The sequence below is a fragment of the Leeuwenhoekiella sp. A2 genome, assembly GCF_047946655.1.
GTDB lineage: Bacteria > Bacteroidota > Bacteroidia > Flavobacteriales > Flavobacteriaceae > Leeuwenhoekiella.
In genome coordinates this window covers 3,406,672-3,422,851 of sequence record NZ_CP172311.1, presented here as the reverse complement: position 1 = coordinate 3,422,851, position 16,180 = coordinate 3,406,672, and the positions used below count along the sequence as shown (strand labels likewise).

General features: G+C 36.5%; 18 protein-coding genes. 8 read left to right on the top strand and 10 right to left on the bottom strand.

Features of this window, described 5'->3' with window-relative positions; translation table 11 throughout:
- The first annotated feature begins 210 nt into the window (after window positions 1–210).
- A complete protein-coding gene (locus ACH3PA_RS15095) occupies window positions 211–837 on the top strand; it encodes a WbqC family protein (RefSeq protein ID WP_416441808.1) in 627 nt (208 codons plus the stop codon).
- Here ACH3PA_RS15095 and ACH3PA_RS15090 read toward each other — a convergent pair.
- From ACH3PA_RS15090 to ACH3PA_RS15060, 7 genes are all read right to left on the bottom strand, one after another.
- Window positions 827–1,849, bottom strand: a complete 1,023-nt coding sequence (locus tag ACH3PA_RS15090) for an endonuclease/exonuclease/phosphatase family protein (protein WP_416441806.1) — start codon at window positions 1,847–1,849, stop codon at window positions 827–829. The genes ACH3PA_RS15095 and ACH3PA_RS15090 overlap by 11 nt on opposite strands.
- A complete protein-coding gene (locus ACH3PA_RS15085; protein ID WP_416441804.1) occupies window positions 1,849–2,736 on the bottom strand; it encodes a rhomboid family intramembrane serine protease in 888 nt (295 codons plus the stop codon). Before ACH3PA_RS15085 ends, ACH3PA_RS15090 begins: the two co-directional genes overlap by 1 nt.
- A 1-nt stretch (window position 2,737) precedes the next feature.
- Window positions 2,738–3,505, bottom strand: coding sequence for a rhomboid family intramembrane serine protease (locus ACH3PA_RS15080; RefSeq protein WP_416441802.1), 768 nt, complete (start codon window positions 3,503–3,505; stop codon window positions 2,738–2,740).
- Between the two features lie 38 nt (window positions 3,506–3,543).
- A complete protein-coding gene (gene mutL, locus ACH3PA_RS15075; protein WP_416441800.1) occupies window positions 3,544–5,430 on the bottom strand; it encodes a DNA mismatch repair endonuclease MutL in 1,887 nt (628 codons plus the stop codon).
- Window positions 5,431–5,724 carry a hypothetical protein gene (locus tag ACH3PA_RS15070; protein WP_416441798.1) on the bottom strand — a complete coding sequence of 98 codons (294 nt, stop codon included), beginning with the start codon at window positions 5,722–5,724 and terminating at the stop codon, window positions 5,431–5,433.
- Window positions 5,725–5,842: 118 nt separating this feature from the next.
- Window positions 5,843–6,334, bottom strand: coding sequence for a 6,7-dimethyl-8-ribityllumazine synthase (gene ribH, locus ACH3PA_RS15065; RefSeq protein ID WP_416441796.1), 492 nt, complete (start codon window positions 6,332–6,334; stop codon window positions 5,843–5,845).
- A 15-nt stretch (window positions 6,335–6,349) separates the two neighbouring features.
- Window positions 6,350–7,117: a tetratricopeptide repeat protein gene (locus tag ACH3PA_RS15060; RefSeq protein WP_416441794.1), complete on the bottom strand. Its 768-nt coding sequence runs from the start codon at window positions 7,115–7,117 to the stop codon at window positions 6,350–6,352.
- Between the two features lie 152 nt (window positions 7,118–7,269).
- Between ACH3PA_RS15060 and recF the strand changes: the two genes are divergently transcribed.
- From recF to ACH3PA_RS15045, 3 genes are read left to right on the top strand one after another with little or no spacing between them, the layout of a single operon-like run.
- On the top strand, window positions 7,270–8,349 hold the full coding sequence (gene recF, locus ACH3PA_RS15055) for a DNA replication/repair protein RecF (protein WP_416441792.1): 1,080 nt from the start codon (window positions 7,270–7,272) through the stop codon (window positions 8,347–8,349).
- Window positions 8,346–8,768, top strand: a complete 423-nt coding sequence (locus tag ACH3PA_RS15050) for a hypothetical protein (protein WP_416441790.1) — start codon at window positions 8,346–8,348, stop codon at window positions 8,766–8,768. Before recF ends, ACH3PA_RS15050 begins: the two co-directional genes overlap by 4 nt.
- Window positions 8,768–9,064: a DUF721 domain-containing protein gene (locus tag ACH3PA_RS15045; protein WP_416441788.1), complete on the top strand. Its 297-nt coding sequence runs from the start codon at window positions 8,768–8,770 to the stop codon at window positions 9,062–9,064. The genes ACH3PA_RS15050 and ACH3PA_RS15045 overlap by 1 nt, the downstream gene beginning before the upstream one ends.
- Before the next feature lie 92 nt (window positions 9,065–9,156).
- On the opposite strand, the gene ACH3PA_RS15040 is transcribed toward ACH3PA_RS15045, so the two are convergent.
- A complete protein-coding gene (locus ACH3PA_RS15040) occupies window positions 9,157–9,576 on the bottom strand; it encodes a nucleoside-diphosphate kinase (protein WP_416441786.1) in 420 nt (139 codons plus the stop codon).
- Between the two features lie 93 nt (window positions 9,577–9,669).
- Window positions 9,670–10,713: an alkaline phosphatase D family protein gene (locus tag ACH3PA_RS15035; RefSeq protein ID WP_416441784.1), complete on the bottom strand. Its 1,044-nt coding sequence runs from the start codon at window positions 10,711–10,713 to the stop codon at window positions 9,670–9,672.
- 76 nt (window positions 10,714–10,789) lie between these two features.
- On the opposite strand from ACH3PA_RS15035, the gene ACH3PA_RS15030 reads away from it, so the two are divergent.
- From ACH3PA_RS15030 to ACH3PA_RS15015, 4 genes are all read left to right on the top strand, one after another.
- The gene (locus tag ACH3PA_RS15030) at window positions 10,790–11,806 is read left to right on the top strand and encodes a DHH family phosphoesterase (RefSeq protein ID WP_416441782.1); all 1,017 of its coding nucleotides are present in this window, start codon (window positions 10,790–10,792) and stop codon (window positions 11,804–11,806) included.
- Complete coding sequence (gldI, locus tag ACH3PA_RS15025) at window positions 11,799–12,353, top strand: gliding motility-associated peptidyl-prolyl isomerase GldI (protein ID WP_416441780.1); 555 nt, start codon at window positions 11,799–11,801, stop codon at window positions 12,351–12,353. Before ACH3PA_RS15030 ends, gldI begins: the two co-directional genes overlap by 8 nt.
- Window positions 12,354–12,355: 2 nt before the next feature.
- The gene (locus ACH3PA_RS15020; protein ID WP_416441778.1) at window positions 12,356–13,528 is read left to right on the top strand and encodes a peptidylprolyl isomerase; all 1,173 of its coding nucleotides are present in this window, start codon (window positions 12,356–12,358) and stop codon (window positions 13,526–13,528) included.
- A 182-nt stretch (window positions 13,529–13,710) separates the two neighbouring features.
- Entirely contained in the window at window positions 13,711–14,211 is a 501-nt protein-coding gene (locus ACH3PA_RS15015) for a DUF4168 domain-containing protein (RefSeq protein WP_416441776.1), read from the top strand.
- Window positions 14,212–14,285: 74 nt separating this feature from the next.
- Here the strand turns inward: ACH3PA_RS15015 and ACH3PA_RS15010 are convergent, their stop codons facing one another.
- Window positions 14,286–15,752, bottom strand: a complete 1,467-nt coding sequence (locus tag ACH3PA_RS15010; RefSeq protein ID WP_416448264.1) for an aminoacyl-histidine dipeptidase — start codon at window positions 15,750–15,752, stop codon at window positions 14,286–14,288.
- Between the last annotated feature and the right edge of the window lie 428 nt (window positions 15,753–16,180).

Genomic DNA, 16,180 nt, shown 5'->3' with positions numbered 1-16,180 from the left:
AAATACACAACAAATGTACTAAATTATCGATTAAATGCACTATTTTCTTAATTTTTATTTAAAATATAACTGATATGAAAATATAAATACCTGTTTATTAAAACGTTAATAGATTATATTTTAATTATTTGTGTTCGTAGTAAAATTCCTACTATCAATAAAAGACAGATAATTTAGTATATTATTTAACTTCGCAAAAAATATTTTTCTTTGAAAAGCATACTTATTCATCCTGCATATTTACCAAATATTATTACCGTTGCTGAAATTACTCAGGCAGATAAAGTCGTATTTGAAACTCACGATAACTATCAAAAGCAGAGCTATCGCAACCGCACGTATATTGCGACTTCTAACGGTTCATTGTTATTGAATATCCCGGTGAGACATCATAAAATCGCCGGTAAACATAAAAAAACAAGCGAAGCATTTATAGAGAATAGTTTTTTATGGCAGAGACAACATTGGCGCTCTATACAGATTGCATACCGCACTTCGCCATTTTTTGAATTCTATGAAGACGATTTTGAAGGTCTTTTTAATGAAAAATATGAGAAGCTAATGGATTTTAATTTGGCTTCTATTAGCGCGGTTTTAGAAGCATTGCAGGTCGATATTGTGCAAACTAACTCCAGCGCATATGAAAACGAAACTGAATTTGCTGATAAAAGATATTTGATTGATGCTAAGCGCAAAGTGAATGTTACACCACCCCCATATGCTCAGGTTTTTCAGGATAAACATGATTTTATTCCCAATCTTTCTGTACTAGATTTGCTCTTTAATGAAGGCCCGAATGCGCTTACGTATCTTGAAAATCTAAATCTTAAGATTTAATCCTGAAAGTTGCCTTAACAGGATAGTGATCTGAATATGGCTGCTTAAAGTTTTTAAAACCCAGAGTTTCAAAAATGGGATCTGTAAGTATAAAATCGATCCTCAAAGGTATAATATCGAAAATAAATGTCTGGCCAAAACCAGAACCGGCTTCTTCAAAAGTATCTTTCTTCTCCCCTCTTATCTTCTTATAGATATATGAGAATGCCGTATTATTAAAATCACCAGCTACAATTTTAGGATAAGGGCAGTTTGCCTCGCTTCTTAAAAAAATTTCTGACTGCTCCTGTTGTTTTTTAAATGCGCTGCCTACTCTTGATATCAGTTTTTTAGAATCTTCATGTTGTAATTCTGAGAATTCTGGTGTTAGAGATAAGGTTTGCATGTGTAGATTGTATACTCTTATTGTATCCTTATCTTTTACTATATCTACATAGATTCCGTTATTAAAACTATTCGGAAAATCAAGAGACTCCTGTTTAATGATCTTATATTTAGAATAGATCATTTGATACATCGTTTTCCTTTTCCCCTTTGGCAGCTTAAAAGAGAAAGGATATCGATCTGCAGGTAGTTCTACAATGGGTAAATACTCCTGAAAACATACAATATCAGGATTTTCATCAAGTATCAAAGTCTTAATCTTAGCAGGTATACTATCTGTTTTTAAGAATTGAAACTTATTAAACGATCTTACATTATAGCTCAGTAAACTAATACCCTTTTCCTGTTTTACTTCTGTGCCCGTAAATTTATATAAGGTGGTGTTTTGCAGCAATCCTAGAGCTAACACAATACCAGAAAGTAAGAGTTGTTTTTTGAACTGGATCAACCAGTAAGCGACAAAAATCAGGTTAATAATGATCAAAACCGGTATAACAAGGGTTAAAACCGACAAAGGCGGAAATATGCGTGGAGGCATAAAAGGCAAAACATAGCCTACCAAAAGAAAGAATGCAAAAAAACTGTTGATTACAAAAACGATCTTGTTGAAAAGACTAAGTGATTTCATCAATTTTCCTTTCCTGCTTTAAATAAAAAATCTTTTTCCTGTTTAGACAAACTCTCGTAGCCGCTTTTACTAATCTTATCTAAAATGTCGTCAATCTTACGTTGCTGCTCGTTTTTAGACATATCGTTACTATTTCTGGCAGGTCGGGATGCCGTAGCATTTCTATTGCGATAAACAGTCTTCATATTTGCCGTTTTCTCCTTCTTCTTAAAGTAAGAGGCAAAACTATCTATCATTCTTTCCCACCACAATCCTATATCGTTACCCTTGCCTAATTGTAAAGCGTATACGTAACCAAAAATAGCACCGCCCAAATGAGAGAGCAAGCCACCGGCGTTAGCAGAATTAGGTATTTGTACCAAATCAACTAACACGACAAACAAACCTATTTGCCATAGCTTCACATTAAAAAATATAACGCGCACTTCAGTATTAGGCGTATAAGCAGCTATAAATATCATGATAGCAGTAACAGCTGCAGATGCACCTATGAGAATGGCATTACTTTTAATCAAAACAGGAAACACGTTATAAGACAGCATGTAGAACAAGCCACCCGCAATCGCTCCCAGAAAATAAATAGTAAGAAATCTTTTTTCTGCGAAAAGATTAAGCACAATATTTCCAAACCAATAAAGCACCATCATATTCCAGAAAATATGCCAAAAACCTTCATGAAAAAAGGCATAAGTTACAATTGACCACGGCTGTGTGATGAAATAATTAAATGATGATGGTAAGCTAAACCATTGCTCAAGAGCACCTCCCGGGTAACCCAATATCCAGTCAAGCAAAGTAAAACCTATCCATACCAACGCATTGATGACAATAAGTTTTATGAGAACATTTGCCGTCTTAAATTGATACATCAGGTTGTTTGTCGCCATATTAATACCAGCGTTTGTTGTTAAAACTATTTTTCTTCCAATACCAGATCATAATAAAGCCAAATAAAGCTCCACCTAAATGCGCAAAATTAGCAATATTCTGTCCAAAAAGAGAAAAACCTGTCACCCCTGAAAATAGATCAATGAGTAAGATAACAGGAATAAAGTATTTCGCTTTCACCGGTATAGGAACAAATATGAGAAATAATTCAACATTAGGAAACATCATCCCAAACGCTACCAGAATACCATATATTGCTCCTGAAGCTCCTACCGCAGAAACGGAAAATGCTTCTATCATACTCTGCACTTGTCCTGCTTCTGCAATACTGGGATATGAATACTGCCCGGTTTGCATAATACCGGTAAAGGCATTATTAACTACATCTTTGATCTCCGCCGGAGAATATCCTGCGTCTAATAAAGCATTATAACCACCCTGGTAGTGATAATATCCTACTAAAGTATGTATAAGAGCAGCTCCTAAACCAGCTGAGAAATAGAAGAAAATAAACTTTTTTTGCCCCAGCATCTGCTCGATAGGGCTACCAAACGCCCAGAGTGCATACATATTAAAAAGAATATGCATAATACTTCCCTGATCATGCATAAACATATGCGTAAGCGGCTGCCAGAACTCAAAATTGGGATTTTCAGGAAACCAGAGTCCAAAAAGCTGGACGGCATTTGGTACTAAAAATTGTGATCCCAGATAGAAGATCACATTTACGATTATAAGTATTTTTACTGTTTCTGTTATTTTTCCCATCAATTTTCTTTGTCACTGTAAATCACAAAAATTACAGTTTATGAACTAAATTTTCTATCGAGTTCGTCAACGCTAACTGTGACAAACGTTTTTTTATTAAAAGGCGACAATGCGGGCTCTTTACAGGCAAACAATTTATTTACTAAATGCTCACGCGAAAGCTCATCGAGCTTCTCACCGCTTCTTACAGCCATACTGTTTGCCATACTTTTTGCCAGAACATCAGTCTGACTAAAACCAGCATCAGGAACCTCATGTTGTACATCGCTCAATAATTGATCGAGTACAATTGATACTTCGCTTTCCTGTATGCTTGAAGGTATTCCCACTACTTCAAGCGTGTTTTCTTGCAATATATTAAGCACAAAGCCGGTATTCTCTAACGACTCTTTTAGTTCGTTGAAGATACTTATTTCTGAAGCAGAATATTCTAAGAGAAGCGGAAAAAGCAACTGTTGACTCACAGATTCCTTAACTGTAATATTTCGAAGTAATTCTTCATACAAAATACGCTGATGCGCACGATGTTGATCTATAATAACCATACCGCTCTTAATAGTACTTACAAGATATTTCTTGTGAAGCTGATAAGTACTTCCGGAAGAAGTATTATCTGTAAAAGAAAGATCACCCTGACTCTCGTGTTCTTCAAAAATGGGTTCATTATGAACTCTGCTTTCAATTTCTACACGGCTAAAATCTGTAGTGTTTTTAGACAAAGGAGATTTTTTTTCAAGACCTTCAAAAGCATTTTCCCAACCTGCACTACTTTTCTTTTCAAAAGAACTATGTCGTTGAACAGGTTTTGATTCAACAGTTTTAAAAGGATTATAATTGTGATCAACCTCTACACGCGGTGCCTGCAGATCTTTGTCTTTGTAAGAATAAGGAGTATCAAAACTAGCATCCCGATTAAAATCTAAAACAGGAGCTATATTAAACTGCCCCAGACTGTGTTTTATGCATGATCTTAAAAGTGTATAGATCGCATGCTCATCTTCAAACTTCACCTCTGTTTTAGTAGGGTGAATATTTATATCTATCGTTTTAGGATTTACATCTAAGTAAATAAAGTAACTAGCTCGTGCCCTATCCTGTAAAAGTCCGTCAAACGCTGCTGATACCGCATGATTAAGATATGGATGCTTTATGAAACGACCATTGGCAAAAAAAAACTGCTCGCCCTTGGTTTTTCTGGCAAATTCTGGCTTTAGTATAAAACCACTAATATTTACTATTTCTGTATCCTCATGCAACGGCACCAACTTTTCATTGGCTTTGCTGCCAAAAATATTTACAATGCGCTGTCTTTTATTTGAGGCTGGCAAATTGAACATTTCGTTCTCATTATGATAGAAAACAAATGCCACATTTTCGTGAGCAAGAGCTACACGATGAAACTCATCAATAATATGCTTAAACTCTACATTATCAGATTTGAGGAAATTTCGCCTGGCGGGAATATTGAAAAAAAGATTTTTAACGGCAATTGAGGTTCCTTCTGCAGCAGCTACTACTTCCTGAGATTTAACCTGACCGCCTTCAATCTGTATACAAGTGCCCAGTTCATCTTCTTTAGTTCGGGTTTTTAATTCTACATGTGCCACTGCAGCAATTGATGCCAGTGCCTCACCTCTAAAACCTTTTGTATGTAAAGCGAAAAGATCTTCAGCTTTCTGAATTTTTGAAGTGGCATGTCTTTCAAAACTTAGTCGAGCGTCTGTACCGCTCATACCTTTCCCATCATCAATAACCTGAATAAGCGTTTTACCAGAATTTTTTAAAACCAGTTTTATGGTAGCAGATCCTGCATCAAGTGCATTTTCCAGAAGTTCTTTAACTACAGAAGCCGGGCGTTGTACTACTTCTCCCGCAGCAATTTGATTAGCTACGTGATCAGGTAAAAGCTTAATAATGTCTGCCATTTATCTGGGTTGCCTAAAAATAGAAAGATCAAAATCGATTATGTACAAAAATAGAAATAGAAGTATAATTACAATATAGACTATTGTTCTATTTATCCCTCTGTTACCTCTGTTGCGGCTGGAAATACGTGCTTCAGACCATTGCGCTCTAAAGTCATTTGCATTTGTAGCGTCTTTGTATTTTTGGAATTTAGAATCAAAATCATAGGGATTCCCAATGTCCTTACCCTTGTAGTATCTGGGCGTATAGTTAAAACGGCTATTATGCTTTTGTTTTAGAATATTAATTTTCACGGTAGATTCCCTTTCTTTAAATATTACTCAAATTTACAATAAATACCCTTAAATTTCTTCTTTACAGGTATTCATTCTAGATGAGCAAAAAGCGTTCCACCTTTAAATTATTGTCTCTCTAAAACTTAGAGTCTTTTCGCAATTGCGCCATTTTTATTGCAGCTATAGCAGCTTCTGTACCCTTATTACCATGTTTGCCGCCACTGCGATCAATAGCTTGTTGCATGGTATTGTCTGTAAGTACACAGAAAATAACAGGAATATCGTTTTGTACATTAAGATCTTTAATACCCTGAGTAACACCTTCACAAACAAAATCAAAATGCTTTGTTTGCCCTTGTATAACGCTACCTACAGCAATTACAGCATCTAGCATGTCATAGCTTTGCTGCATCTTTTTGCAACCGTATATTAGTTCAAAACTTCCGGGAACATTCCAGCGTACGATGTTTTCACTTATCGCTCCACAATCTTTTAATGCCGCAAAAGCACCTTTAAAGAGGCCCTCTGTAATTTCATGATTCCACTCTGAAACAACAATCCCAAACCGAAAATCTTTCGCGTTTGGGATTGTTGCCTTATCGTAAGCCGACAGATTTGTTGTCGCCATAATATGATATATGTTTTAATTAGAAGCTTTAGCCATACCTAAATACAGGTCAACATTTTTAGCTTCGGCAGAAGTACTGTACTTCTCTTTTATTTCATTAAGCAAACTAACTGCTTTATCATTGTCACCTAGCTCTATCGCAGTAACACTTGCTTTTAAAAGAAAACGCGGAGTCGTAAAATCATTCTTTCTCATGTTTGCCGCTTTCTCATAATAACCTAAAGCTTCTTCAGGTTGCTCAAGTTGTATAAAAGCATCTCCTATAGCTCCTTTTGCAAGTGGTGCAAGAATCTCATCATCAAGTGTAAAATCTTCTAGTTGATCTATAGCTTCCTGATATTGATTAGTATTTAAATAAGCCATCCCGGCGTAATAATGAGCAAGGTTACCAGCTTTGGTACCGCCATAGTTATCTATTATATCAAGAAAACCATACTTGCCTTCACCACCGTTAAGAGACATATTATAAAGAGAATCTTTAGCTGCAAGACCATTTAAAGCTTCGTTAAAATAATTCTGCGCCTGGTACATCTCATTAGAAGCCTCAAGTTCTTTAGGCTCCTGTATAAATTTTTTGTACCCTAAGTAAGCTAGTACACCCACTACAATTAGACCTATGATGATAAAAATCCATTTTTGATTTTTCTCTACCCAGGCTTCTGTTCTAGTGGCACCCTCATCAAGACTAGAAAAAACTTCTGCAGTTGTACTCTCATCCTGCTGAACATCTTCTTGTTCTTCTTTGGTTTTTGGTTTGTACCCTCTCTTTTTATATGTAGCCATACTTAAACTTTTGTTGGGCGCAAAAATAAAATTTTTATTCAATATTAAAAGGCTATTGTTTTGTTATTTTATAATAATTTGCTTAGAGAAATTGATTTTTATAACTACTTAAAAATTAAATAATTAAACTTTAAAAACGCTTAAATAATTTTATGATCCTTCAAGCACTTTCGCTTATTAATTATAAAAATTTTGAATCTGCCACGTTTGAACTTGATGCAAAAATCAACTGTTTTGTGGGTAATAACGGCGTAGGGAAGACAAATATCCTCGATGCTATTTACCACTTATCTTTTGGCAAAAGCTACTTTAACCCTATTACTACTCAGAATATTAACCACGACGCAGATTTTTTTGTAATTGAAGGTTTATATAAAAAAGACGACAGGGATGAGAAAGTCCTGGTAAGTGCAAAACGTGGGCAAAAAAAAGTTATTAAGCGAAATGCAAAACAATATGAGCGCTTTGCAGAACATATAGGTTTTTTACCCCTTGTAATAATTTCGCCTGCAGATCGTGATCTTATTATAGAAGGAAGCGATACGAGAAGAAAATTTATAGATGGCGTTATTTCGCAAAGTGATAAAACCTATCTCAATAATCTAATTTCATACAATAAGATACTTTCGCAGCGTAATGCGCTTCTTAAATACTTTGCTGCCAATCGTACTTTTGATGAAACTACACTCGCTGTTTACAACGATCAAATGGCAGCTATTGGGCTAAACATTTTTAATGCCCGTAAGGATTTTCTTGAAAAATTCACACCTATTTTTCAGCAGCGATATGCTTCTATAAGTGGTGGCAGAGAAGAAGTCAGGTTAAAATACAAAAGCCAGTTAAACGAAGCGCCACTTTCCCAATTATTTAAAGAAGCTTTACCCAAAGATCGCATGTTGCAGTATACAAGCGTTGGGACGCACAAAGATGATCTAAGCTTTAAAATAGAAGGACATCCTATTAAGAAATTTGGCTCTCAGGGCCAACAGAAATCGTACCTTATAGCATTAAAACTGGCACAATTTGATTTTATAAAACAGGTTAGCGGCACCACTCCCCTGCTTTTGCTTGATGACGTTTTTGATAAACTCGATGAATCAAGAGTTAAGCAGATCATAGAACTGGTTAATAATGATAATTTTGGCCAGTTATTCATTAGTGATACACACCCAGAACGTACCGAAAATATTGTGAAAGAAATACACCAGACCTATAAAATATTTAAGCTATGAAGTTTAAATTTATAACACTTCTTCTGGGTTTGTGTTTTTACTCCTGTACAAAGCAAGACCCTCAGGATCAAAAGAAGAATATAAGTGGTTATTGGGAAATTAAAAAAGTAGAAACCCCTTATGGCAAAGAAGTTGAGTACGCTATGAGCACACTTATTGATTATATCGAGTTAAAAGACACAACAGGTTACCGCTTAAAGCTGGCTCCTGTAATTGACGGTAGTTTTAAAAAAAGTGAAAGCCGTGAAAACATAATCGCAAAGGTAGAAGATGACAGTTTGAGGTTGTATTACAGCACACCTTATGATAAATGGAAAGAAACTGTGCTTCTCGCTGATGGCGAAATTTTAAAAGTTAAAAACGAAAAAGGAATTATATACACTTATAAACCTTTTGAAAAAATAGATATTACACAATAATGGCACAACGAGACGCAGATCCAAAATCTATTAAAGACGTGCTTGGCGCTTTTGTAGAAAAAAATAAATTACAAAAAGGAATAGATAAAGTAGATGTCGCAGAAGCCTGGAATGCTGTTATGGGGCCCGCTATTGCAAAATACACTTCCTTAATAAAATTAGACAGAGATCGCTTACTCGTTCAGTTAAGCTCATCGGTTTTGCGGGAAGAATTGGGTTATGGCAGAGAAAAGATTATTAAAAACCTAAATGAAGAATTAGGCCGTGACGTCATAAAATCGCTCATTTTAAGGTGAAAATCGGTGAAAATTGTCGAAAATCGACATTGGTATAAACAAAAAACGCTACCATTTTGGTAGCGTTTTTCTGTATTATTAAATGAAATTTTCTAGAACATTTCACGTCCTGAAAAATGAAAAGCGCTCTCAATTGCAGCGTTCTCATCACTGTCGCTACCATGTACAGCATTTTCTCCCATAGAAGTCGCATATAAACTACGTATTGTACCTTCTGCAGCATCTGCAGGGTTTGTAGCACCTATAAGCGTACGAAAATCTTCTACTGCATTCTCTTTTTCAAGTACAGCAGCTACAATTGGCCCGCGCGTCATAAATTCTACCAATTCACCAAAGAAAGGCCGTTCTTTATGTACACCGTAAAATTCTTTTGCATCTGCAAGAGTCATTTGTGTAAGCTTCATCGCAACAATGCGAAATCCAGCTGAGTTTATTTTTTCTAAAATTGCACCTATATGACCGTTTTCTACAGCATCAGGCTTAAGCATTGTAAATGTTCTGTTTGTCGCCATTTTTCTTGTTTTAATTTTCGCAAAAGCGAAAACTTTATTTTTTAAAAACGCTGCAAAACTAAGATTTTTAGGTTAAAAACCTCAATTTTTGTATTAATAAACCTGTTTTAATTCCTGCAACACCTTACCATCATCACCGCGTATCTTAAAAGTTACCGTGGCATTCATAAAATCAAAGTCAAGGGTTTCAAAACTGGTCGAGCTAACAACCTCGCCTACCCTGTATTTATTAGGTTCACCGCTGTATGCCGTATAAGAATGTGTGAGTCCGCTGCCGGTGAAATCTATCAAGGGATAATTTAAACCATTAATTTCCTTTTTAGAAAATTCAGAAATGTGCCTGTCGCCACTTAAAACGATTACATTATTTGCTTTGGTTTCTTGCAGCAATTTTATAAACCTGTCTACCTCATGCGGAAAATTGCCCCAAGTCTCAAAACCGTGTTCTGCACTTAATAATTGTATACTACTCATGATAACATTGTAATCTGCACCCTCTGTAAGTTCATCCTGAAGCCAATCCCATTGCGCATCACCCAACATGGTGCCTTCGCCATAATCGTTAGGTTTGTAACGTTTCCCTTTTTCAGTAGCTGGCGTTAATGCGCTTCTAAAGTAACGCGTGTCAAGCAGAATGACTTTTACAGAAACCGTATCTATAGTAAAGGTTTTTGAATAATAAATCCCTTCTCTGGTTCTTCTGGGATCACTTTGACTCACATTTAGAAAATCAAGAAAAAGCTGTTGACTTTCATCCTTTTTCGCGTATTCTGCACCACCATCATTGAGACCATAATCATGATCATCCCAAGTGCCCATAATAGGAATGCTTGAACGAAGTTTTTTATAAGCATGCACTTCATTTTGTCGCTCATAAAACTGGGTCATCTTCTTCATATTATCAGTATCTGCGTAGACCACATCCCCGCCCCAGATAAAAACATCTGGTTTAATTTTAAGAATATCGTCCCAGTACAGATTAGGCAACTGCGTCTTATTACAAGAACCAAAAGCAATTGTAAAATCTGAAATATCTGTTTTGTTTTGGCTAGAGCCAAATTGACTAAATGCCAAACAAATAGGGAGCAATAATTTAATTGTGAATTCGTTTTTTGAACTAAAAAGGAAACTTCTCATTGGTTAATATTGGTTTAAGTCAAAATTAAAGTTTCTAATATTATCTCTCTATGAAGAAATTGTATCTTCGCCCCTTATGAATAAAGAAGCAGTATTAAAGCTTAAGTCGCTACTTTCAGCGCCTAAAAAGATAGTGATTGTACCACATAAGAACCCAGATGGTGATGCAATGGGTTCAACACTTGCCCTTTATATTTACCTAAAAAAAACAGGGCATGATGCTCTAGTGATCGCTCCTAACGATTATCCTAAATTTTTAAAATGGTTACCTTGTGAAGATACCGTTTTAAAATATGAGCACAATAAAGAGGAAGCTAACTCTAAAATTGCCGAAGCTGATCTTATTTTCACTTTAGACTTCAACGCACTCTCACGTACTGGCGAAATGGGTGATGTTTTACAAGAAGCCACAGCAGATTTTGTCATGATAGATCATCATCAACAACCTGATGATTATGCTGTAGTTACATACAGCGACGTGACAATTTGCGCTACCAGTCAGATGGTTTATCATACCTTAGAGCAATTAGAAGCTACAGATCTTATAGATAAAGATATGGCTACCTGCATGTACACCGGTATTATGACAGACACCGGTTCTTTCAGGTTTAGTTCTACCACGTCAGAAACACATCGTGTAATTGCTCATCTTATAGATCATGGTGCAGATAATGCATATATTCATGAGCAAATCTATGATGCTAACAGCTTTCACAGGATGCAACTTCTGGGCAAAGCGCTTACAAATCTCACAGAAGTGCCAGGATATAAAACCGCATTTATTACACTCACTCAGGATGAACTCGATACTTTTAATTATCAAAAAGGAGACACAGAAGGTTTTGTGAACTACGGGCTCTCACTTGATGGTATAAAACTTGCTGCCATTTTTATAGAAAGCAGACAAGATAATATTGTGAAAATATCATTGCGATCAAAAGGTGATTTCTCTGTAAATGAAATGGCCAGAACGCACTTTTCAGGTGGTGGTCATATCAATGCAGCCGGTGGTAAAAGTGATGATTCACTTGCTGAAACCGTTGCATATTTTATTAGTATATTACCCCAATATAAAGAAGCCCTACATGAATAGATTCTTGACAGCGATTGCGGTTCTCTTTACGGTTTTCGCCTGTAAAACTCCAGAAGCACGCAGACCTATCTCTCAAAAAACCGGTTCGACTATAGAAGCTTCTATAGAGCGTAATAAAAAGCTCAATGAGAAAGAAGAAAATATTATAGAATCTATCATCAATCAAAATCCAGATAGAGAATATTTCTCATCTGCCAGTGGTTTCTGGTACTATTATAATGTACAAGACACGAGCACAACTCAAAAACCTGTAATAGGAGATCTGGTAAATTTTGATTACGATATTAAAAGCCTTGATGGCAAAACAATTCTCACTCAGAAAGATCTGGGCACACAGAACTACCAGATAGACCAAAGCAATCAAGAATTAATTTCTGGCTTGCGCGAGGGATTAAAACTTATGAAAGAAGGAGAAACGGTTACTTTCCTTTTCCCTTCTCATAAAGCCTTTGGCTACTACGGTTATGAAGATAAAATAGGCTCTAACCTGCCTATTCAATCTACGGTTACCCTAAATCAAATAAAAACAAATAACATTGAAGATTAATTATGAAAAAACTATCACTGGTTCTTTTTACACTTATGCTTGCCTTTGTTGCCTGCGACGACAAATATCCAGATCTTGAAGACGGGATGTACGCTGCAATACAAACAGATAAGGGCACTATGCTTGCTCAACTTTATTTTAATAAAACCCCTGCAACTGTAGCTAGTTTTGTATCTCTGGCAGAAGGAAACAGCAAAGCCGTAGATTCTGCATACAAAGGAAAACCTTTCTACGACGGACTCACATTTCACCGCATCATCAAAGATTTTATGATACAAGGTGGCGATCCTGAAGGTACAGGAAGCGGTGGCCCGGGCTACAAGTTTTTTGATGAACTAAGACCAGAACTGCGCCATGATACTACCGGTGTTTTATCTATGGCAAATTCAGGATTTGGTACAAACGGAAGTCAGTTTTTTATCACAGATGCCGCTACTCCACATTTAGACGGTTACGATCTTGCAGGTACACTAAAAGATTGTGAAAACCCAAGAGTAAGCTGTCACACTGTTTTTGGCAGACTAATAAAAGGTTTTGATGTACTTGATTCTATCACAGAAGTAGAAATGGAAAACCCACAGATGGGAAGACCTAAAACACCTGTAAACATTCAAAAGATAACGATTATACGAAAAGGTAACGCTGCCAAAAAATTTGATGCTCCTGCCGTTTTTGATAAAGAACTTGCTAAAAAAGCTGAAGAAGATCGTGCTGCAGCTGAAGCAAAAGCTGAAAAGCTGAAAGCGGTAACAGCTAAATTTGATGAGCAACGTGCACAGGCAGATACTCTGGAAAGTGGACTAGCGATCTATTTTCAGAAAAAAGGAGATGGCCCTAAACCTAAACTTGGTCAGACAGTTCTTGTAGATTATGCAGGTTATTTTAGCGATGGTGAACTTTTTGACACCAGCATAAAAGAGGTTGCAGATGAATATGAAAAACAAACCCGCCCAGAAGGTCAGTATGAATGTATTGAAGTGGCTTACAGCCCAGATGCGCGTATGATCGCGGGTTTTAAAGAAGGAGTACAACAAATGAAAGTGGGCGATAAAGCAACACTTTTCATTCCTTATCACCTGGCTTATGGAGAGCGCGGTTATGCTGTGATTCCAGCCAAGGCAGATCTAATTTTTGAGATCGAGATTGTTTCTATCAAAGGAGAAGAAAGCAAATAAGAATTTCGCTTAAAGCGAAAAAAAAACCGCTGTACACATCAGCGGTTTTTTTATGTTCAATTTTTAAGAAAACATGTCGGCAGATGTTAAGCTCTTCTAAAAAATGGCAGTTTGTGTATTAAAATTAGGTTGCCTGACATTGATTTTACTAAACTTTGCAATTCACATTAAAAATTTTGAACATGATAAGATTTAAAAATAATATTCTAAAGTTAGTGCTCGCAGGAGCTTTAATAGGCGGTATGAGTTTAACAACCCAGGCACAGGAGACAACAGCTCCGGCAGCAACAACCGCTGCTACTGAAGTATCTACTGCAGAACTGAATAAGTTTGCAGATGCATTTAAAGAAGTACAGGTAGAAAACCAAACCGCCCAGCAGGAAATGATGGGAATCATAAAAGATAAAGGGCTTAATATACAACGCTTCAATGAGATTCAAAAATCAACAATGGATCCTAACAGCAAACTTGAAGTTACAGACGAAGAAATGAAAATGCACGCTGCAATTGTAGGCGAACTAGAAAAAATGCAGCCTGAACTGGAAACTAAAATGGAAGCTATTATTGAAGATAGCGGTTTAACGTTAGATCGTTATAAAGCGGTGGCTATGGCACTTCAAAACGATAAGGGCCTACAACAAAAGTTTCAGAGTATTCTAATGAAAAAACAAACAGAAGGATAAAATTCTTACCGAATTATAATTAAAAAGGTGTCACGTTGTGCGACACCTTTTTTTTATTTAGAGTAATGGATTTATTACACTCTAACAGGAATATCTTTTAATATCTCCTGAATAAATATCCAGAATTTTTGCACTGAAGATATACTAACGCGCTCATCTGGAGAATGAGCTCCTTTAATTGTGGGGCCAAAAGAGATCATATCAACATCAGGGTAATTCTGGCCCAGAATACCACATTCTAAACCTGCATGACAAGCGGCGACATGAGGTTCTGCATTGTTCAATTTTTTATATTTCTCTACTAAAACCTTCAGTATAGCGCTGTCCATATTAGGTTTCCAGCCCGGGTATTCACCCGAAAATTCAACATCGCAACCTATAAGTTCAAAAGCACTGCGAATGGTGTTAGCAAGATCTGTACGCGTAGATTCTACAGAAGAGCGCGTTAGGCACAGAACTTCAATCTTTCCATTCCCTACTGAAACGCGAGCTACATTATTAGAGGTTTCTACTAAATCTGCAATATCCGGACTCATACGAAAAACGCCATTCCAGGCAGTCTGCATCGCTCGTATAAAACCTTCCTGCACACCAAGATCTATTACCGTTTTGTATGCTTCAGCTTCAGTAAATGTAAATTTAAGATCAGGATCTATACTTTTATATTCATCTTTTATCGTTTCGGCCAGCTCATTCATGTCTTCTAAAAAAGCATCCTTATGAACGGAATCTATATTGATACAGGCAACGCTTTCGCGAGGAATCGCATTCCGTAATCCACCACCATTTATTGATGAAATTCTTATTCCGTAATTTTCAAATCCGTCAGTAAATAACCGATTTATGATCTTATTTGCATTACCCAGACCTTTATGAATTTCCATCCCAGAATGACCACCTTGCAAGCCGTTAACCACAATCTCAAAACCGGTTTTTCCTGCTTCAACAGGTTCTTCCTTATAAGTTCTCGTGGCGGTGATATCTATACCGCCGGCACAGCCTACCCCTATCTCATCATCTTCTTCGGTATCCAGATTTAGTAAAATATCACCGTTTAAAATACCACCTTTTAAGCCCATTGCACCAGTCATGCCGGTCTCTTCATCTATCGTAAAAAGCGCTTCTATAGCGGGATGCGGAATATTTTTGCTCTCAAGAAGCGCCATAATAGTCGCAACACCGAGACCATTATCTGCACCCAGCGTAGTGCCTTGCGCCTTAACCCAATCACCTGCTATTTGCATCTGGATACCCTGCTCATCAAAATTAAAGGTAGTGTCGTTGTTTTTTTGATGAACCATATCAAGATGCGACTGAAGGATCACCGCTTTTCTATCGTGCATACCGATTGTCGCCGGTTTTTTAATAATAACATTGCCCACATGATCTACAAAAGTTTCCAGCCCAAGATTTTCACCAAACTGCTTCATAAAATCTATGACGCGATCTTCTTTTTTAGAAGGGCGTGGAACTGCATTAAGGTCTGCGAAATTCTTCCAAACGGAAACGGGTTGTAATTGATATATTTGAGAATTGCCCATAAAATTAATTTTATGCAAATTTAACCTTCCAGAGATTTTAATTACCTTGATTTGGTTATAATATACAATCAATTTTGGGATTCGCAGCTTTTTAAATCAACTTGAAATTTTTGACTTATACAGATGAGAAGTCAATAATTTATAATGCTATAAAACATAAGACCATTATGGGAATTTTTCAGGCTTCCATTCATTTGATATATGTAATAAGCACCAAAGGTGCACATATCGTCCTAGTTTAGATAAATAAAAGTATATTTAGTACGCATATAAACAAGTTGTATTTAATTGCGCAGCTTTTTTGGAATGGGTGGTTTTTATTCGTTTAGAATGGAGGGTCAATGCAGCTTGATAAAGCTGCTCAAGTCTTTAGCGATTGTCATCGTGGAAAGCCCACTTTCCAACGTTGAGAATCGTTAAAAGACTTG